At 68.9% G+C, this 19,278-nt stretch carries 16 protein-coding genes; 8 read left to right on the forward strand and 8 right to left on the reverse strand.

Annotation, left to right across the window (positions count from 1 at the left end):
• The first annotated feature begins 38 nt into the window (after positions 1–38).
• Positions 39–917, forward strand: a complete 879-nt coding sequence (locus RIB45_RS04665; protein ID WP_350049059.1) for a DNA adenine methylase — start codon at positions 39–41, stop codon at positions 915–917.
• A gap of 9 nt (positions 918–926) precedes the next feature.
• Here RIB45_RS04665 and RIB45_RS04670 read toward each other — a convergent pair whose 3' ends face one another.
• The 3 genes from RIB45_RS04670 to RIB45_RS04680 all read right to left on the reverse strand — a co-directional run bounded on the left by RIB45_RS04670 (position 927) and on the right by RIB45_RS04680 (position 4,520).
• Positions 927–2,180 (reverse strand): glycerophosphodiester phosphodiesterase family protein, encoded by a 1,254-nt coding sequence (locus RIB45_RS04670; protein ID WP_350049060.1) that lies wholly within the window; start codon positions 2,178–2,180, stop codon positions 927–929.
• 141 nt (positions 2,181–2,321) lie between these two features.
• Positions 2,322–2,774 carry an Hsp20/alpha crystallin family protein gene (locus RIB45_RS04675; RefSeq protein ID WP_350049061.1) on the reverse strand — a complete coding sequence of 151 codons (453 nt, stop codon included), beginning with the start codon at positions 2,772–2,774 and terminating at the stop codon, positions 2,322–2,324.
• Positions 2,775–2,897: 123 nt separating this feature from the next.
• Positions 2,898–4,520: an enoyl-CoA hydratase-related protein gene (locus RIB45_RS04680; protein ID WP_350049062.1), complete on the reverse strand. Its 1,623-nt coding sequence runs from the start codon at positions 4,518–4,520 to the stop codon at positions 2,898–2,900.
• A 302-nt stretch (positions 4,521–4,822) separates the two neighbouring features.
• Between RIB45_RS04680 and RIB45_RS04685 the strand changes: the two genes are divergently transcribed.
• Positions 4,823–6,049, forward strand: a complete 1,227-nt coding sequence (locus RIB45_RS04685; protein WP_350049063.1) for an OpgC family protein — start codon at positions 4,823–4,825, stop codon at positions 6,047–6,049.
• Between the two features lie 118 nt (positions 6,050–6,167).
• Here RIB45_RS04685 and mdoH read toward each other — a convergent pair whose 3' ends face one another.
• Positions 6,168–8,063, reverse strand: coding sequence for a glucans biosynthesis glucosyltransferase MdoH (mdoH, locus tag RIB45_RS04690; RefSeq protein ID WP_350049064.1), 1,896 nt, complete (start codon positions 8,061–8,063; stop codon positions 6,168–6,170).
• A 284-nt stretch (positions 8,064–8,347) separates the two neighbouring features.
• Here mdoH and metF point away from each other — a divergent pair, with 284 nt between their 5' ends.
• The 3 genes from metF to metH are packed head-to-tail and all read left to right on the forward strand — an operon-like array spanning position 8,348 to position 13,085.
• Positions 8,348–9,286, forward strand: a complete 939-nt coding sequence (gene metF / locus RIB45_RS04695) for a methylenetetrahydrofolate reductase [NAD(P)H] (protein WP_350049065.1) — start codon at positions 8,348–8,350, stop codon at positions 9,284–9,286.
• A 44-nt stretch (positions 9,287–9,330) separates the two neighbouring features.
• The gene (locus tag RIB45_RS04700; protein WP_350049066.1) at positions 9,331–10,419 is read left to right on the forward strand and encodes a homocysteine S-methyltransferase family protein; all 1,089 of its coding nucleotides are present in this window, start codon (positions 9,331–9,333) and stop codon (positions 10,417–10,419) included.
• Complete coding sequence (gene metH / locus RIB45_RS04705; protein WP_350049067.1) at positions 10,416–13,085, forward strand: methionine synthase; 2,670 nt, start codon at positions 10,416–10,418, stop codon at positions 13,083–13,085. Before RIB45_RS04700 ends, metH begins: the two co-directional genes overlap by 4 nt.
• A 142-nt stretch (positions 13,086–13,227) precedes the next feature.
• On the opposite strand, the gene RIB45_RS04710 is transcribed toward metH, so the two are convergent.
• Genes RIB45_RS04710 through RIB45_RS04725 form a run of 4 tightly spaced genes read right to left on the reverse strand, consistent with a single transcriptional unit; the run spans position 13,228 to position 16,038 of the window.
• Entirely contained in the window at positions 13,228–13,698 is a 471-nt protein-coding gene (locus RIB45_RS04710; protein WP_350049068.1) for a DUF2214 domain-containing protein, read from the reverse strand.
• Positions 13,699–13,713: 15 nt separating this feature from the next.
• Complete coding sequence (locus RIB45_RS04715) at positions 13,714–14,112, reverse strand: DUF6152 family protein (RefSeq protein WP_350049069.1); 399 nt, start codon at positions 14,110–14,112, stop codon at positions 13,714–13,716.
• A gap of 13 nt (positions 14,113–14,125) precedes the next feature.
• A complete protein-coding gene (locus RIB45_RS04720; RefSeq protein ID WP_350049070.1) occupies positions 14,126–15,289 on the reverse strand; it encodes a PQQ-dependent sugar dehydrogenase in 1,164 nt (387 codons plus the stop codon).
• Positions 15,286–16,038 carry a tellurite resistance TerB family protein gene (locus RIB45_RS04725; RefSeq protein WP_350049071.1) on the reverse strand — a complete coding sequence of 251 codons (753 nt, stop codon included), beginning with the start codon at positions 16,036–16,038 and terminating at the stop codon, positions 15,286–15,288. Before RIB45_RS04725 ends, RIB45_RS04720 begins: the two co-directional genes overlap by 4 nt.
• Before the next feature lie 332 nt (positions 16,039–16,370).
• Here RIB45_RS04725 and ribA point away from each other — a divergent pair, with 332 nt between their 5' ends.
• Genes ribA through RIB45_RS04740 form a run of 3 tightly spaced genes read left to right on the forward strand, consistent with a single transcriptional unit; the run spans position 16,371 to position 19,277 of the window.
• Positions 16,371–17,102: a GTP cyclohydrolase II RibA gene (ribA, locus tag RIB45_RS04730; protein ID WP_350049072.1), complete on the forward strand. Its 732-nt coding sequence runs from the start codon at positions 16,371–16,373 to the stop codon at positions 17,100–17,102.
• Positions 17,099–18,808: a WD40 repeat domain-containing protein gene (locus RIB45_RS04735; RefSeq protein ID WP_350049073.1), complete on the forward strand. Its 1,710-nt coding sequence runs from the start codon at positions 17,099–17,101 to the stop codon at positions 18,806–18,808. The genes ribA and RIB45_RS04735 overlap by 4 nt, the downstream gene beginning before the upstream one ends.
• 55 nt (positions 18,809–18,863) lie before the next feature.
• Positions 18,864–19,277: a VOC family protein gene (locus RIB45_RS04740; protein WP_350049074.1), complete on the forward strand. Its 414-nt coding sequence runs from the start codon at positions 18,864–18,866 to the stop codon at positions 19,275–19,277.
• Position 19,278: the final 1 nt, after the last annotated feature.

Here is a 19,278-nt window from a genome sequence, read left to right on the forward strand (position 1 = left end):
TCGACGGCCGCTCGACGCCGCCGATGAATCGCGCGACGATGCGCGCCGACATGCCTCAGTCGGTTCCCGATCCCCGCGCGGCGATCGCGCCCTTCAATATGCCGCTTCTGAAATGGATCGGCAGCAAGCAGCGCACCGCGCCGCTGATCGCCCGGCATTTTCCGGCGCGCTTCGGGACCTATTTCGAGCCCTTCCTGGGCGCCGGCGGCGTGCTGGGGACGCTCGCGCCGCCGTGCGCGGTCGCCGGCGACGCCTACGGACCGTTAATGGGGATCTGGGAGAAGCTGGCGGCGGATCCGGACGGCCTCGTCGGCTGGTATCGCGAGCGATGGGCCGCCGCCCAGGAGGGCGATCCGAAAGCCGTCTACGAGCGGATGCGCGCGCGGTTCAACGCCGATCCCAACGGGCCGGACCTGCTCTATCTGGTGCGCGCCTGCTACGGCGGCGTCGTGCGGTTCCGCAAGAAGGACGGCGCGATGAGCACGCCCTGCGGGCCGCACCGCTTGTTGCATCCGGACAAGTTCGCGCGCCGGGTCGCGGAGTGGGCGCGGCGCACGGAGGGAACGCGATTCCGCTGCGCCGATTTTCGCGACACGGTGGCTGACGCGCGGCCGGGCGACCTCGTCTATTGCGATCCGCCCTACAGTCACGCCCAGGCGATCCTTTACGGCGCGCAGGCCTTTCGGCTGGCCGATTTGTTCGAGGAGATCGCACGGTTGAAATCGGCCGGCGTGTTCGTCGCGCTCAGTCTGGACGGGGCCAAACGGGGGGAGACGTTGCCCGTCGATCTGCCGGACGGGCTGTTCGATCGCGCGGTGGCGGTCGAACTCGACCGCTCCCGCCTCAGGCGCTTCCAGCTCCGCGGGCGAAGCGTGGAGGGGGAGCGGGTCTCGGAGCGGTTGCTGTTGACCTGGTGAGCGAGCCGCTCACTTCACCAGGCAGCTGGCGTAAAAGCTGGTGGTCGCGGGCCAGTCGCTGAAGACCCCGATCACGCCGACCTCTTGCGCCAGCACGTCGAGCAGGGTCAGCGCCGCGCCGTCGTCGTCAACCAGATCCGCGACGCTTTGAAAGTACCAGCCGCCGCCGTCCGCCAGCCGGCCTGAGCGCTCCAGCGTCCAGGTGATGATTTTCAGACCCGCGGCCTTCGCGGCCTTGGCGTAGGCCGACGGCGCCATGCGGCCGTCTTCCTGCGTCACCAGCACCCAAAGCGGCGGGGCGACGATCTTCACGCCCTCGGCGGCCAAGTCCGGGAGGCGGGCGATCGCCTGATCCATCCCCATGCGCCAAGGGCCCGCGTCCAGGAAGACGACCTGATCGGCGAAATCGGGATGGTTGGCGATCCAATGCCGCACGATATCCAGATCGAAGCTTTGCGGCAGCACGTCTGCCGGGTCGACCCCGGCGGCGCGATAGTCCGCCAGCATCTGGTCGGCGTAGTCTTCGTAGCGATACTCGCCGTCGAACGGCATGACGACTTCCGGCGCCTTGAGTTCGGGAGTCATCTTGACGCCGAGGCGTCGGAACAGGGCGACGCTCTCTTGATGGCTCATCACGGTCCCGGGGCTGTACAGGTCGGTGCGCCAGCCGGCGGTCGCGTCCATATAGGCCTCGAGCGTGATCGCTTGCGGGTCGGCCGCATCCATTTTTGCGGACAGCGTCCTGAACTCGGCCAAGGTCAGGTCGCTCGCGCAGCATTTGGCCGACGCCTCGCGCCCCGTCGCGGGGTCGGCCGGCGTGAAGGGCTCGCTGCATTTTGCGGCCAGCGGCGTGGCCAGGATGTTGGTGGTCGTGTGCAGGTCGCACTGCGCGTGGCGGCAGACCAGCGCCCGGTCCTTCGTGAAGGTGACGTCGCATTCCAGGACGCCCGCGCCTTGCGCGTAGGCGGCGAGATAGCTTTCCTTCGAATGCTCCGGGAACTGCAACGGCGCGCCGCGATGGCCGATCGAGAAATCGGTGCGCCGGGCCGGCCGGTCGACGCAGGCGCTGAGCTTTTCTCTGAGCGGCCCCTCTTCCAACTGCTGCAGCAGATAGTAGGGGCGGGGGCCGAGCTCGATCGCCGTCGGGACGGGCTCTGCCGCCTGCAGCGCGTCGGCGGCGCCGATGAGGCCGGCGGCGGCGAGACAAGCCGCCGCCGTCGCGCGGCGAACCGAGGCGGGGACGGGGGCGCGGGAAAGCGACATGGCGCGGCTCTTCGGCTGGTTCAGGCACTGGGCGTCAGCCTAGCGCAGTCTGCGTGACCGCGGCGTGACGCCTGTGCAAAAAAACGCCCCGCCGGGCGTCGGCGGGGCGCGCGCCTTTTTCGCGGCGCGTCGGCCGGGCGTTCACCGGCGCTTGACGTCGATCACCTTCTTCTCGCTCTTCTTATCGGCGCGTTTGGGCAAGGCGATCGTCAGCACGCCCTTGTCGAAATCCGCCTCGATCCGGTCTTGATCGACCGTATCGGGGATGCGGAAGGCGCGTTCAAAGGCGCCGTAGCTGCGTTCGCTGAAATAGACGCGGCGCTCGTCGTCCGTCTCTTCGCGCTCCTCCTTCTTCTCGCCGCTGATCGTCAGCACGCCGTCATGGACGGAGACTTCAACGTCGTCCTCCTCGACGCCCGGCAATTCCAGGCGGATGCGATAGGCGTCGTCGACGTGGCTGGCGTCGGCCGAGGGGGAGAACAGAGTCGCCACCGCTTGGCCGACCTGACGGAACGGCTCGAAGAAGCTTGGCCAAGCGCTCAAGCTCGGCCGCGCCGCGGACCGATCGCCCGCCTGGCTTTCGTCGGTTTTCATTCCGAATGCCTCCTTCGTCTCGCCCGCCCGCCGGGCCGGCGGGTCGGGGCGGTTGAAAGTTGCGTTCCGAAGCGAACACCCTCGATTAAGGAAGGGCTTTGATGTGCGTCAAGCGGGCGAGGATCACTGGTCCTTAACGCCGACCGCGAAGAGCGGTCCGCCGCGGAAGCTGGGGAAGCCGACCGCCAGGATCGCGCCCATGTCCGCGTCGAGGGCGCGTTGAATCGTCCCGTCGGCCAGCAGCGCCTCGCCGGCGCGCGCCAGATCGTGCAGCAGCCGATCGGCGATCGCCGTCTCGGGCTCGCCGTCCGCCGGCTCGGTTCCGCCAAAGGGGCCGGCCGCCATGCCGAAGGCGACGCAGGCGGCGTCCACCGCCTCCTCGCTCAGGCCTTCCGCCTTCAGCGCCTCGCCCGTGCGGCGGTAGGCGTCGGCCAACCGCCCGGCGATCGATCCGCCGCCGGCGCGCACCGGGATTCCGACGCCGCGGAGCCGCTTCACCAGGGCCTGGGCCGTCGCCAGCGCGTCGCCGCCGGTCGCCCGGGCGCGTACGATCTCGAAAAGGCGGCCCGTCGAGCCGGCTTGCGGCGGGATCAGGCCGACCCAGGCTTCCGACCGGCCCGCCGCCCCGGCGTGGGCGTCGAGGTCGCCGCCTGCGCTCAGGCTGACCAGCACCGCCCCCTCGCGGGCGCCGGCGGCGATCGCGGCGGCCCCGTCGGGATCGGCTTCCAGGATCACCGGCGCGTCGGCCAGCGCCGCGCCGGCCGACGCGGGGTCGGGCGCGCGGTCGACGGCGATCTTCGCCTTTTCCAAGCGCGCGTGAACCGCGTCGCTTGCGGCCGCCTGGCCGACCAGCAGGAGGTCGTCGACGGCGCGTGCGCTCGCCTCAGCCGGAAGATCGGCGATCTTTTGGCAGGCGCGCTCCGCAAAGAAGGCGTGAATCAGGCCGGCGCGCTGCGGGCTCTCCATGCATTGCCGGAAGAGTTCGCGCTCGCGCGCCATGCCTTCGTCGAAGGACAGCGCGCCGGCCGCCTCGACGCACTCCAGGATGCGGAAAGGGCTGAACAGGCCGCGCGCCTCGCGCTCGAGTTTCACGCGCCAGGCCGCGACGGCGCCGGGGTCGACCTCCGGCGCCGGCAGATCGCGCACCCGGCGGATCGTTCGGCCGTCGGCGACGATCTCGCGCGCGAAGGCGAGGCCGGCCGCGCGCGGGTCGCTCTCCTCGCTCACCGCGTCGACGATGCCGCAGGCCAGCGCCTCGTCCGCCGGCGCGAAGGCGCCCGTCGTCATCATGGAGAGCGCCTTGTCCGAGCCCGTCAGGCGCGGCAGGCGCTGGGTGCCGCCGGCGCCGGGCAGGATGCCCAGCTTCACCTCCGGCAGCCCTACCTGCGCGCCTTTGAGCGCGAGCCGATAGTGGCAGCCCATCGCCGTCTCCAGCCCGCCGCCCAAGGCCGTGCCGTGCAGCGCCGCGATCGTCGGCTTTGTCAGCCGATCCATCCCGGCGATCACGTCCGGCAGGCCGGGCTCGAGGGGCGGCTTGCCGAATTCCTTGATGTCGGCGCCGGCGATGAAGGTGCGGCCGGCCCCGATCAACAGAATCGCCTTCACCGCCGGGTCCGCCTCCGCCGTATCGAGCGCCTGCTGCAGGCCCTGCCGCACGGCCTGGCTCAACGCGTTGACGGGCGGATTGTCGATCACGACGACGGCGATCTCTCCATCTCGCTCCAGGCGCACGGGCGCGTCGCTCATCGGGGCTCCTCACTGTTCGGTTCAATCCCAGGGCGGCGAACGATAGCCGGCCCGGGCGATCTGTAAACCGCCCCGCTATTTCGGGGGCGTCATAATTGAAGATCGAGCGCGGCGGCCGGACCCGGCGGCGTCCGGCGGGCGATTTAGCATTGCGTCCCCGAAAGTCGGCATGACGCGATTGTGACGAAAGGTCATCCGGCGGCGTCTCGCCGCGGGCGGACGCGCGCTGTATGGTCGCCCTCGTTCCGCCGCCTTTGCGTGGTCCCAGACGCAGGCGACATCGCTGCTTGAGAGCGCCTTTGATGACCCAAGCCCCCGCCGCCCCGCAGCCGGCCAGGAAACCCCGCGACCCGCGGCTCGATTTCTTCCGCGGGATCGCCATGCTGATCATCTTCATCGCGCACGTCCCGGGCAACGCCTGGGTCGGCTACATTCCCGCGCGCTTCGGCTGGTCGGACGCGACCGAGATGTTCGTCTTCTGCTCCGGCTTCGCCGCCGCGATCGCCTTTGGCGGGACGTTCCTGAAGGCCGGTTTCGGCTACGGGAGCGTGCGCATCCTGTTCCGCACCTGGCAGGTCTACGCCGCCCATATCGGGATGGTCTTCTACATCGCCGCGATCGTCGCCGCCGGGACCTTCTGGCTGGAGACCCGGGACTATATCGCGCAGCTGAACCTCACCTTCCTGTTCGAGGAGGCGCCGACGGCGATCCTCGGCGTCTTCACGCTGACCTACGTGCCGAACTACTTCGACATTCTGCCGATGTATATCGGCGCGCTGGTGATGATCCCGGCGGCGATGGCGCTTTCGCGCGTGCATGTTCTGGGACCCTTCGCGGCAAGCGTCGCGCTTTATTGGCTCAACTTCACGCTGGGTTGGGGTCTGCCGGCGGAATTGTGGAAGGAGGGCTATTCGCGCGAATGGTTCTTCAACCCGCTGGCCTGGCAACTGCTGTTCTTCACCGGCTTTTCCTTCGCTATGGGGTGGCTGCCCGCGCCGCCGCGTTCGCGCGCGCTGACCTGGGCCTGCGCGCTGTTCGTGCTGGTCAGCATCCCGTCCGCCCATTGGCCGATCGCCCAGCACTTCGAGACGCTGCGCTGGGTGCGCGAAGCGATCTGGGAGCTGCAGGGCAAGACCGATTTCGGGATCCTGCGGTATCTGCATTTCCTCGCGCTGGCCTATCTCGCGCTGCGGATCGTCGAGGGGCGCGAGGCGCATCTGCTCTCGCGCTGGGCGATGCCGGTGGTGACGGTCGGACGCAATTCGCTGGCCGTCTTTCTGCTGTCGATGGGGCTCGCGCGGATCGGCGGTATGATCCTCGACCTGATCGGGCGCCACGCGGCGACCTATGCGCTTATCAATCTGGGCGGCATGGCCGTGCTGATCGGCTTCGCCTATTGGTGCACCATGCTTAAGCGTCAGCCCTGGCGCGAGAAGACGAAAAGCGCCGGCGCCGGCCAAACCGTCAATGGCGAGACCGCCGCAGAAGCGACCGCCGCCCGCGCGGAGCGCGCGGCGCGGGCGGAGTAGAGCGCGTCGCCAGATCCCCGGGTCAAGCCCGGGGATGACGGTTGTTCCGCGTCATTCAGGCGATTGATCGGTCATGGCCCGGCGCGAGCCGGCCGTCTAAGCCGATCTCGCCCCGTTTTCACCGCGCCGCCAGCTTGGCCTCCAACGCGCTCAGCGCGGGCGCGGTCTCCCGGTCTTCGGGAATGTCGCACAGGCCGACGCGCGCGCTCCACCGGCCGAGCGCGGGCGAGGCCGTCCAGACCGCAAGCGGAATGGCGAGCAGGAAGGCCGCCAGCAGCGGCGCCGCCCACGGCAGCGCGCCCGGGACCTTGTAGGCCAGCACGCCGGCCAGCAGCGCGCCGAACAGCGTTTGCGGCCACAGGCCCTTCGCCGCCTCCGCCCAGCCGAGCGCTTCGCCTTCCCGGCGTTGCGTCCCCCAGCCGATCTTGCGGCCCAGCAGCAGCCCGCCGATAAAGCGCGCCTGCGCGAAGCTGACGATCGGCGCGATCAGCGCCGAGGTGAGGATTTCCGTGACCGAGCCCGCGGCGACCCGAAGGCCGCCCCCATAGCGCCGGCGCTGGCGGCGGCTCAGCAGCACGTCCAGCATGCCCATCAGCTTCGGCATCAGGCTCATGGTCACGACGGTGACGAACAGCGTGACGCCCAGCGTCACCGGAAAGGCGCCCGAACCGGGCACGAACGCGTGCGCCGCGCCCAGCAGCACGAAGGCCATCCAACCCGGCGCGCCGAGATACATCAGGATGGCGAGCGCCAGCTGAATGCGGCTCATCACCGGCAGGCCCGGCAGGCCGAGCAGCGCCCAGTACTGCATGTTGCCCTGGCACCAGCGCAGGTCGCGCTTGATGAAGTCGGGCAGCGTGTGGGGGTTCTCTTCCCAGCTCTCGTCCTCTTCGGCGATCACGCGCACCTCGTAGCCGGCGCGTCGCATCAGCACCGCCTCGACCTGGTCATGGCTCAGCACGTCGCCGGACAGCACCGTTCTGCCCGGGATCGTCGGCAGGGCGCAATGATCGCGGAAGGGCCGAATCCGAATTGCGGCGTTGTGCCCCCAGAAGGGTCCGCAATCGCCCTGCCACCAGGCGGAGCCGGCGGTGTAGGAGCGCATGCCGTGGCGCATGCCGAACTGGAAGATACGGCTGAAGAAGCGTGTCGACGGCATGCCGACCACGAGGCCTTGCAGAATCCCGATCCGCGGGTTCGCCTGCATCACGCGCACCATGCGCGCGATCGCGGCGGCCGACATCAGGCTGTCGGCGTCGAACGGCAGGAACAGATCGTATCGGTCGCCGGAGCGCTGCACGAATTCCCACACGTTGCCGGCCTTGAAGCCTTCGTTGCTGGTCCGCCGGCGGTAATAAACGCGCCGGCCCGCACCGTCGGGATCGCCGATCTCGGCGCGCCAGGCGGCGATCGCGGCCTCTTCCGTCTCGGCGATCTCCGGCTTGTCGGTGTCGCTCAGCACATGCAGGTCGAAGCGGCCGCCAAGCCCGGCGCGGTCCAGATCCTCCTGCACGACGCGCAGGCGCGCGACGGCGTAGCTCGGGTCCTCGTTGCGCACCGTCATGGCGACCGCGCTCTTGTAGGCGATCGGATCGTCGCGCTTGGCCAGCGTCAGCGCTGGCGTGACGTATCCCGCCGGATCCTTTGCGAGGCGATAGATCGCGAATCCGATCAGCGCATTCCAAAGCCCGATAGACAACCAGGGCAGGGTGATCGCGAAGCAGAAGAGCATGACGCCCTCCGCGACGGTCCAGCCCCCGGCGCCCAGGATCACCGCCATCAGGGCGATCAGCGCCGTCACCGTCGCAACGTTCAGGGCCAGCACCAAGGCGCGCCGCCAAGCATAGACCGAGCGCGCCCCCTCGCGCCGGCCGTCCGCCGTCAGATCGCCGAATGATCCTTTGAAATGCGACTCGATCGTCCGATCGCGGCCGTCCAGATCAACCACTTCCTCTCGCTCCCGCAGGTCTGCCGCCGGTCCGACGCCGATCGTCGGGCTCAGAAGGCGGCGCACGATCCGCCTGAATTGCGACGGATTTGGGGCGTCGCAACGCGGATCGTAAGAGTCTACGGCCCGGGCGGGGAATCAGACCTCTACACCTTTTCGTGAACCCATCCGGGCAAGGGGAATTAAATATGCAAATAACACGATATAAAGATATCTTGATATGATTTTGTGAATTTGCTACAAGCTCGGGACGTTAGCCGCTCCAAAGACGGCGGCGACGCGAGGATCGGGGGCTACAACCGCGCGCGACCGTCCGACAGCGCGCCGAACCGGGAGAGGCGACGAGCGTCATGGCCACTGGACCCACTTTCCCGCCGCGGGCGCGCGGCGCCGCATCCGGAGCCGTGCGCGGCTCGGCCCGGACGGGGGGCGTGCGCGTCTCCTTCGAGTTCTTTCCGCCCAAGACCGATCAGGGCGCGGCCCGGCTGGAGGAGGCGATCGACGCGCTGACGCCGCTCGCGCCGCAATTCATGACGGTCACCTACGGGGCCGGCGGATCGACCCAGGAGCTCACGCGGCGATGGGTCGAGCGGGTGCGCGAGATCTCCGGCGCGCCGGTCGGCCATCACCTTACCTGCGTCGGCAAGAGCCGGGCCGAGATCGACGCGCTGGCGCAGGAGCTGTGGGACGCCGACATCCGCCACATCGTCGCCCTGCGCGGCGACCCGCCGCAGGGCGCGGACCGCTATACCCCGCATCCCGACGGCTACCCGTTCGCCGCAGAACTGGTGGCGGGTTTGCGTCGCGTGGCCGACTTCGAGATCAGCGTCGGCGCCTATCCGGAGGTCCACCCGGAAGCGTCCAGCGCGGCCGCCGACCTGGACAATCTGAAGCGCAAACTGGACGCCGGCGCCGCGCGGGCCATCACCCAGTATTTCTTCGACGTTGAGACTTTCCTGCGGTTTCGCGACCGCATCGCCGCCGCCGGAATCCGGCACGAGATCGTCCCCGGCGTCATCCCGGTCACCAATATGGAGAGCCTGATCCGCTTTTCCCGCGCGTGCGGGGCGACCGTGCCGCGCTGGCTGACAGAGTTGTTCGCGGGCACGGAAAATGACTCGGAGACGCGCTCGATGCTCGCGGCCTCGGTGGCGATCGACCAATGCACGCGCCTGCGCGCCGAGGGGGCCGAATCCTTTCACTTCTACACCCTCAACCGCGCTCAGGTGACGCGCGCCGTGTGCCACGCGCTCGGCGTGCGCGGGGCCGCGCACAAGGCGGCCGCCTGAGCGCGCGCCGTCCCTTTTTCTCATAAGATTGGAGCGCTTTTCCGATGAGTGCAGCCGACGACCGTCTCGCCCGCCTTAATGACCAGGCCGACCGCCGCATCCTGGTGCTGGACGGGGCGATGGGTACGATGATTCAGGCCCTCGACCTGTCGGAGGCGGATTATCGCGGCGAGCGCTTCGCGGCGCACGGCTCGGACCTGCGCGGCAACAACGATCTGCTGACGCTGACGCGTCCGGAGGCGATCCGAGAGATCCATGCACAGTTCCTGGAAGCCGGCGCCGACATCCTGACGACAAACACCTTCAACGCCAATCGGGTGAGTCAGGCCGACTATGGGCTGGAGGATCTGAGCCGCGAGTTGAACGTCGAGGCGGCGCGCCTCGCCCGCGCCGCGGCCGACGCGGCCGAGCAGGACGATCCCGCTCGCCCGCGCTTCGTCGCCGGCGCGCTCGGCCCGACGAACAAGACGGCCTCGATCTCGCCCGACGTGAACGATCCGGGCTTCCGCGCGATCTCCTTCGACGAGTTGGTCGAGATCTACGCCGAGGCCTGCGACGGTCTGATCGACGGCGGCGCCGATCTGATCCTGGTGGAGACCATCTTCGACACGCTGAACGCAAAGGCCGCGATCTTCGCCGTCTCCCAGACCTTTGAGGCGCGCGGCGAAGAGCGGCCGGTAATGATCTCCGGCACGATCACCGATCGCTCCGGGCGGACGCTGACCGGCCAGACGCCGGAAGCGTTCTGGATATCGGTCGCGCACGCCCGTCCCTGGTCGGTCGGGCTCAATTGCGCGCTCGGCGCGAAGGAGCTGCGCCAACACGTCAAGGCGCTCTCGCAGGTCGCGGACACGCGGATCTGCGCCTATCCGAACGCCGGGCTGCCGAACGAATTCGGCGGCTATGACGAGACGCCCGAGCAGATGGCGGACGCCCTCGGTCAATGGGCGAAGGACGGGCTGGTCAACGCCGTCGGGGGCTGCTGCGGCACGACGCCGGAGCATATCCGCGCCATTGCCGACGCCGTCGCCCCGCACACGCCGCGTCCTATCCCGGAGGTCACGCCGGCGCTGCGCCTGTCGGGGCTGGAGCCGTTCGAGGCCGCCTCCATCGCGACGGGAGAAGCCGCATGAGCCAAGCCGTCTCCAGCTTCATCAATGTGGGCGAGCGCACGAACGTCACCGGCTCCGCCCGGTTCAAGACGCTCATCATGGAGGGCGACTACACGACCGCTCTCGAGGTCGCACGCCAGCAGATCGAAAACGGCGCCCAGATCATCGACGTCAACATGGACGAGGGCCTGCTCGATTCCGAAGAGGCGATGGTCACCTTTCTGAACCTCATGGCGGCCGAACCGGATATCGCGCGCGTGCCGGTTATGATCGACAGCTCCAAGTGGGAGGTGATCGAGGCCGGTCTGAAATGCGTGCAGGGCAAGGCGGTGGTGAACTCGATCAGCCTGAAGGAGGGTGAGGACTCCTTCCTGGAGCAGGCTGGTCTGCTGCGCCGCTACGGCGCCGCCGTCGTGGTCATGGCCTTCGACGAGGACGGCCAGGCGGACACGGCCGAGCGGAAATTCGAGATCTGCAAGCGCTCCTACGACCTGCTGGTGGAGAAAGCCGGCTTCTCGCCGGCGGACATCATCTTCGACCCCAACATCTTCGCCGTCGCGACCGGCATCGAGGAGCATGACGACTACGCCGTCGCCTTCATTGAGGCGACCCGGCGCATTAAAGAAGCCATGCCGCTGTCGCACGTCTCGGGCGGCGTCTCGAACATCTCCTTCAGCTTCCGCGGCAACAATCCCGTGCGCGAGGCGATGCATTCCGCCTTCCTCTATCACGCCATTCAGGCGGGGATGGATATGGGCATCGTCAATGCGGGCCAGATCACCGTTTATGACGACATCCCGGACGAGCTGCGCGAGCATGTCGAGGACGTCCTGCTGAACCGCCGCAAAGACGCCACCGAGCGACTGCTGGCGATCGCCGACACGTACAAGGGCTCGGGCGAGGCGCAGAAAAAAGAAGATCCGAAGTGGCGCGAGGCGGAGGTCGAAGAGCGAATCCGCCACGCGCTGGTCCACGGCGTCACCGATCATATCGTCGACGACACGGAGGAGGCCCGCCAGCGCGCCGAACGCCCGCTGCACGTCATCGAAGGCCCGCTGATGGACGGGATGAACGTCGTCGGCGACCTGTTCGGCCAGGGCAAGATGTTCCTGCCCCAGGTGGTGAAGAGCGCCCGAGTGATGAAGACTGCGGTCGCCCATCTGATCCCCTATATGGAGGCGGAGCAGGAGGCCTCGGGCGTCAAACAGGCCAAGGGCAAGGTCCTGATGGCGACCGTGAAGGGCGACGTCCACGACATCGGCAAGAACATCGTCGGCGTGGTTCTTCAGTGCAACAATTACGACGTCGTCGATCTGGGCGTCATGGTCCCGGCTGAGACGATCCTGGAACGCGCGCGGGAAGAGAAGGCGGACGTGATCGGCCTCTCGGGTCTGATCACCCCCAGCCTTGACCGCATGGTCGACGTCGCCGCGGAGATGTCCCGCCAAGGCTTCGACATCCCGCTGCTGATCGGCGGCGCGACCACCAGCAAGAAGCACACGGCGATCAAGATCGAGCCGGAATACGCGCACGGCGTGATCCATGTCGACGACGCCTCCAAGGCCGTCGGCGTGGTCTCGACCCTGCTCTCGAAAGAGCGCCGCCAAGCCTATCTCGACCAGGTGACGGCGGACTGCGCCGAAATCCGAGAGGGCCGCGCCAAGGAGAAGGAGGGCACGGGCGTAACGCTTGATGAGGCGCGCGCCAACGCCTTCGACGGCGGCTGGGACAGCTACCGCCCGCCTGAGCCCGCCTTCGTCGGCGAAAAGGTCTTCGACGCCTACGATCTGGCCGAGCTCGTCGACTACATCGACTGGACGCCCTTCTTCCACGCCTGGCAGATGAAGGGAAGCTACCCGAAGATCCTGGACGACCCCGAGAAGGGCGAGACCGCGCGCGAGCTCTTTGACAACGCGCAGGCGATGCTGCAGCGGATCGTTGGGGAGACTTGGTTCCGCCCGCGCGCCGTCGTCGGGATCTGGCCGGCCAACGCCGTCGGGGACGACCTGGAGGTCTATGAAGACGCCGAGCGTAAGCGGGTGCGCACGGTGATGCACACCTTGCGCCAGCAATCGAAGAAGACCGGGGAGCGCGCCAACTTCGCGCTGGCCGACTTCGTCGCGCCGAAGGAAAGCGGCGTCGCCGACTGGATCGGCGGCTTCGTCGTCCAGGCCGGCGAGGAGGCCGACGAGATCGCCAAGACCTATGAGCAGGCGAACGACGATTACAATGCGATCCTGGTCAAGAGCCTGGCCGACCGGCTGGCCGAGGCCTTCGCCGAGCGCATGCATGAGCGCGTGCGCCGCGAGTTCTGGGGCTACGCCGCCGACGAGGAGCTGCCGAACGAGCAGCTGATCGCAGAGAAATATCAGGGGATCCGCCCCGCGCCCGGCTATCCCGCCTGCCCGGATCACCTAGAGAAACGCATCCTGTTCGATCTGCTGGATGCGCCCAAGGCCGCGGGCGTGACGCTGACCGAAAGCTGCGCCATGTGGCCGGCGGCGGCGGTCTCCGGTCTCTATTTCAGCCATCCGGAAAGCCGCTATTTCGGCGTCGGCCGGATCGGGCGCGACCAGATCGAGGATTACGCCGCGCGCATCGGGATGAGCGTCTCCGAGACCGAAACCTGGCTCGCCCCCAGCCTCGCCTACACGCCCGAGCGCCCGCGCGCGCAAGCGGCGGAGTAGAGGGCGTCGTGCCGCTAAGTCGGCGATAAGGGGAGTCCCCGCGCAGGCGGGGACCTCCGTCGCCCCGCGCTCCCTCCGCCGCCGCCCGCCTGAGGCCCCCGCCTCCGCGGGGGGCGCCGGCTCGATCCGGGGCGGGCGGCCCTCATCCCTCCACGAAGGCGATCAGCCGGCCGCAGACGAGCGCGCCGAGCCAGCAGGATATCGAGAGCAGGGCGTGGAGACGCAGCCGCCCGGGCGCGGCGCGCTCGAGCGTCGGCCCCGCCGCGCGATGCAGCGCCAGCGCGCCGCCCGCGCCGGCGATGATCAAGGCGAGCTTCGCCTGAAACAGCGCCAGATCGCCGTAATGCGCCGCCTGGACGCTGAACAGCGCCAGACCGGCGGCGACCGCGACCGCCAGACCGCTCGCGGCGACCGGCCGCAGCACGACGGCCAGCGGCGCCAACGGAACAGAGCGCCAGAGGCCCAGCATCCTCAGGTCGAGCGTCATGATCGGCCCGACCAGCAGCGCGATTCCGAGAATGTGCGCGGCGTTGACGGCGGCGTAGCTCCAACGCCCGGTCCGCAGGGCGGCGGCCGTACCGCTCGCCTCCACCGCGGCGAGGAGCGTCTCCATCGCGCGGGCCTGCGCTCAGTCGCGGTTGGGGTAGAGGTCGTATTCCTTGTCCCCAAGGTAGAACCGCTCCACCTTCAAGCGCTTCTCCGCCATGTCGGCGGCCGGCTCCCCGATCGCGCGGATTTCGACGCCGGGCGCGAGGTCGCCGTCTTCAAGGCCGGCGCGGCTGTTGCGCCACGGCTGGCCGACTTCGACCGTCCAGCGCTCGCTGTTCACGTCGACGATCAGGATCCCATGCGGGTTGCCGAGCCGCGTCTCGACGATCTCCCCCGTCAGCTCGATGTTGCCGCCGGTGGTCCAGGCCCAGCCGTGATGCGCCATCGCGCCCGGAGTCGCGACGGCCAGAAGCAGCGCGGCGGCGCCCAGGGCGAGCGCCGCGCGGCGGGAAAGTTTCAAAGAATGCGTGCGGGTCATGATCTCGCCTCCCTCAGCGTCGTTTGGCGCGCGGCGTCACGCGCAGCACACGGCCGTCGCGCGCGTCGGTCAGAAGATAGAGCGCCCCGTCCGGTCCTTGTTCGATCGCGCGCAGGCGCTCGCCCAACTCCTCCAGCATCCGCTCCTCATGGATGATGCGGCCGTTCTCGACGTCGAGGCGCACCAGCAGCCGGTATTTCAGCGCGCCGACGAAGACGTCGCCGGTCCAGGCCGGGACGGCGTCGTCGGTGTAGAAGGCCATGCCGGACGGCGCGATCGAGGGCGTCCAATACCACACCGGCTGCTCCATGCCGGGGGCCTTGGTGCCTTCGCCGAACTGACCGCCGCCGTAGTCTTCACCGTAGTGAACGCGCGCCCAGCCGTAATTCTTCCCGGCTTCGGGGATATTCACTTCGTCGCCGCCCTGGGCGCCGTGTTCGTTGAGCCACAGCGCGCCGCTGTTGGGATGGAGCGCCGCGCCTTGCGGGTTGCGGTGGCCGTAGGACCAGACCTCCGGCCGGCGGCCCTCGACGCCGACGAAGGGATTGTCCGCCGGGATCGTTCCGTCGCGGTTGATGCGGATCACCTGGCCGCGGTTGATGGTGAAATCTTGCGCGCGCTCGCGCTCTCCCCGATCGCCGAGGGTGACGAACAGCGTCTTGTCCCGGCCGAAGACGAGGCGCGAGCCGAAGTGGCGGCCGCCGTGCGTCTTCGGCTCCTGGCGGAACAGGATCTGGACGTCGCTCAACGCGCCGGCGGCCCGGTCCAGGACTCCGCTCGCGACCGCCGTGCCGGCGGTTCCGCGGGCGCCGCCTTCGCTGAAGGAGAAGAAGATGCGCCCGGTCTGTGCGTAGTCAGGGTCCAGCGCCACATCCAACAGCCCGCCCTGGCCCACGGGCTCGATCTCGGGCAGGCCGGAAACGGGGTCGGAGACCGCGCCGTTCGGCTCGACGAGACGCAACCGCCCCGGCCGCTCCGTGACCAGCAGCGCGCCGTCGGGAAGGAAGGCGAGACCCCACGGGTGCATGAGCCCGTCCGCATGAGTCTCGACCGTCAGGTAGGCGAGCTGCGTCTCCTCCTCCAGCGCCTGGGCCTGAGAGATCTGAGGGACGGCCGCCGGGGCGAGCGGCAGGATCAACGCCGCGACGAAGGCGAGAGGATGCGCCGCCCGCCTCACGCCGCCGCCGCCTTCGCTTGATCGGCTTGGCGGCTCAACTCCTGCCGCAGGCCGTCGGGCAGGCGCAGCGCGTCGCCGAGGCGCTCCAGATAGCGGCGCTCCTCCGGCGTGTCGACGTCGACCGCGAGCAACGAAATCAGATAGATCTCGCTCGCCTGCGCCTCGTCGCGCGCGTCGCGGGCGAGCGTCAGCGGATCCGCCGGTCGGCCCATCAGGTCGAAGAGATAGGCCTTCTCCTCGGCGCCCAGCGAAAGCCGCTCGATCTCGCCGCGGATCGTCTCATGCTCTTTGGCGTCGATATGGCCGTCAGCCTTGGCCGCCATGATCATCGCGCGCAACAGCAACAGTCGGACGTCGCCGCCCTGCGCGTCGCGCGCCTGGGCCGGGTCGAAGGCCGGGTCGGGCAACGGCGCGGCGGCGGCCTGGGCCGGCTGCGCCGAGGGCGCGGCGCGGGGCGCCTGACGGTCGTCGCGATAATGGGTGTAGGCCTTGTAGGCGAGCGCCGCGGCGGCCGCCATCCCGCCGTACGTCAGCACCTTGCCGCCCATCTTACGCGCCTTCTTGTTGCCCAACATGAGCGCCACCAGGCCGCCGGCCGCGGCTCCGCCCGCCAATCCGCCGGGAATGTTGGAGGCGAGACCCGCGAGCCCGCCGCCGCCGGACTTCTCGCCGCCTGCGCCGGATCCGCCGCCCAGAACGCTTTCCATCAACTTGCCCACGTCCATCGTCCGTCCTCGCTCCTGATCCACGCCGGGTCGCTCGATCGATGCGGCGACGCTGCGTTATTTGGGGCGGGCTCGGTCTTTCGGCAACGGCGCCCGCGTTCGGCGCGTCCCATCCATTGAGCGTCCGACGAATTCCGGGATCGAGATCGCACCGGTCGAGGCAGGGGCCGGATCGTCGGTGCGACTTACGGACAGGGCTGAGCCTCGAACCGTACGTCGCCCTTTGAGCGGTTGCGAGACGGAGAATCAACTCATAGAGGATAGAAAGGCTCGACGCACGCAACTCGTGTATGTCACTCTTGAGTTCGGACGCCGCGCGCAGGGCCGCACGCGCGGCGTGGATCGGGGGGCGAGCGATGACGCAGCGAGCAGTCGGAAAGACCGACGCCAGACAAGGCGGCCAAGCCGGCCAAGCCGACCACGCCGACCAAGCCGGCGCCGCCAAAACGCGCCGACGGCCGAGCGTGCGTGCGCGCGTACCCATACCGCTCGCGCTCGCCAACGGCCAGACCGCGCCGGCGCGCTTCGTCAGCTTCACCGGACTGGCCGACGGGCGCGAGCACTTCGCGATCCAGTTCGACCGCCCCGCGAGCGCCGAGCCCGGCCGACCGCCGACCGTCCGGCTGCATTCCGAATGCGTCACGGGCGACGTTTTCGGCTCCACGCGCTGCGACTGCGGGCGCCAGCTCGGCGAAGCGATCGGCCGCCTCGCTGAGGCCGGCGGCACGTTGCTCTATTTACGCCAGGAAGGGCGCGGCATCGGCCTTTACGAGAAGCTCGACGCCTACCTGCTGCAGAGCGGCGGCATGGACACCTTCGCCGCCAACCGCGCCCTCGGGCACGGCGAGGACGAGCGCACCTACGGCGTTGCGGCCGAGATGCTCCAGGCGCTGGACATCGTCCGCATCGCGTTGCTGTCGAACAATCCTGAGAAGCGCCGGCAACTCGAGCAGTCGGGCATCGAGGTGGTTGCGCAGATCCCGACCGGCGCCTTCCTCACGCCTGACAACCGGAGCTATCTGGAGGCCAAGGCGGCGCGCGGCCATCATCTCCCCGAGCTTTGCGCGCTGAAGGGGGAGGCCGGATGATCGCGCATCGCTCGCCGATCAGCGGCGTGGCCGCCCATGGCGGGCGCCTTGTCGCGACCGCCGGTTACGACAATCAGGTCGTCCTGTGGGACGCGGCCAGCAGAACGGCGTTGGGGCGCGGCTGCCACGACCATCTCGCCAACCAGATCGCCTTCAGCCCGGACGGCAGCCGACTGGTGAGCGCCAGCAGCGATTACACCGCGCGGCTCTGGTCGGTGCCCGACCTCAAACTGCTGGCGGTGCTCGCCGATCATGACGACGACGTCGAGATGGCGGCGTTCCATCCCAGCGCCCCGCTGGTCGCCACAGCCTCGCGCGATCATGCGGTCCGCCTGTTCGACCTTTCGGGGGGGCTGCAGGCCACGCTTGCGGGCCACGCCGCCGACGTGATCTCGCTCGCCTGGTCGAGCGACGGCGCGGCGCTCGTGAGCTCCAGCGACGACGGGACGATCAAGCGCTGGTCGCTCGCCGACGCGGCGCTTCTGGAGGATATCGATCTCGGCGGGGTTGAGACCGACACCGTCGCGATCGACGGCGCCGGCGCGATTTATGCGGGCAACGACGAAGGGGCGATCCTCGTCATTCGCGGCGGCCGGCGCCGCCGTGTCGCCGCGCACGCCGCCGGCGTCAAGCGGCTGGTCTATGAGCCGCGCGAGAATCTGCTCGTCAGCCTAAGCTACGATCGGACCATGCGCATCTGGTCGCCCGGCGGCGCGGCGGCGGACGATCCGGACGGCGGCTTGACGCCGGTCGCAAGCGCTACGCTGCCGGCGGCGGTGTGGGCCCGATCCTGCGCGTTTCTGAACGGCGGCGCCCTCGTCTTCGCCACGTTCGGGTCGAGCTACGCCGTCTACGACGTCGCGGCGAACCGATGGGATCTCGACGGGGTCGGGCCGACCGACGGGATCAACGCCGTGGCCGTTCACGCCGACCAGCGCCTGACCATCGGCGACGCCGGCGTGCTGAAAATCGACGGTCGACCGGCCGGCGAGGTCGGCAGCCTGTGCAATTTCCTCACACCCTTTGCGGGTCGGATCGTCACCGGCGGTCAGATGGGCGCCGTGATGGATGCGCGCACCGGCGCGGTGCTGCATCAGCATTCGTCTCCGTTGAATTGCGCGACCGCCTTCACGCGCGCCGGCGTTTCGCATCTGATCGTCGGCGCCTACACCGGCGAAGGGTTGGTCTTCGCCGCGGGCGAGGGGGGCGCGCTCCGCTTGGTCGCGACGTTGGCGTGCCACGCCAATGCGGTGAAGTCGGTCGCCGCCTCCGCCGACCGCCTGTTCACGGTCAGCGCCGACGCGGGGGCCGCCTGGTTCGCGATAGAAGATCTCGGCGAATGCGCACGGATCGAGCGGGCGCACGACCGGATCGCCAACGGCTGCACCGCTTTGCCGGACGGCCGCTTCGCCAGCGTCAGCCGCGATCGCGTGTTGCGGCTTTGGCGCGGCGCCGATGTCGAGGCGATCCCCACGCCGCACGATCATTCGGTCAAGTGCGTCGCCGCGTCCGCGGACGGGCGCTGGGTCGCGTGCGGGGCCTACGACGGCAAGGTGGCTCTCTACGACGCCGGACGACGGCGGTGGGCGGCGATCCGACGCCCCACGACGGCCGGGATCTCGTCGCTTTGCTACGACGCGGGTCTCAAGCGTTTCCTAGCCGCGTCCTACGACGGGCTGGTCTTCGAGATTCCGACGGCGATGTAAGGCGGCGCCGGGTGCGATCGGTCAAGCGACGAAAGGGCGAGCGATGGACGCCGGAATGACTCTCAAGCACCTCAACCTGCCGGTCGGCGACATCGAAAGGTCGCTCGACTTCTATGTGCGCAAACTGGGCTTCGCCTATGTCCGCCATCTGAACGAGCGCAAGGTGATCCTGAACGTCGGCGGCTTCGACTTCTTCCTTGAGGAGGCGCCGCCGCTCGCCGTGCATCCGAAGTTCCATTTCGGCGTCGAGACCAGCGCCGAGGGCGTTCACGCCTTCGCCCGCAAGCTCGAGTCGCTCGGCGTTCCTCAAGTGGTCGGCCCGCAGCCGACCGGTCGCGCGGAGACCTACGTCACCCCGGACGGCGTGCGCACCGTGCTCTATTTCGCCGATCCCGACGAGCACGTCATCGAAGTCTATTCCCACATCGGCGTCGATGTCGGCTACGTGGTTCCGGGCTGGGGGGCGTGAG

This window comes from Marivibrio sp., from assembly GCF_040218065.1.
GTDB lineage: Bacteria > Pseudomonadota > Alphaproteobacteria > UBA8366 > Aestuariispiraceae > Marivibrio.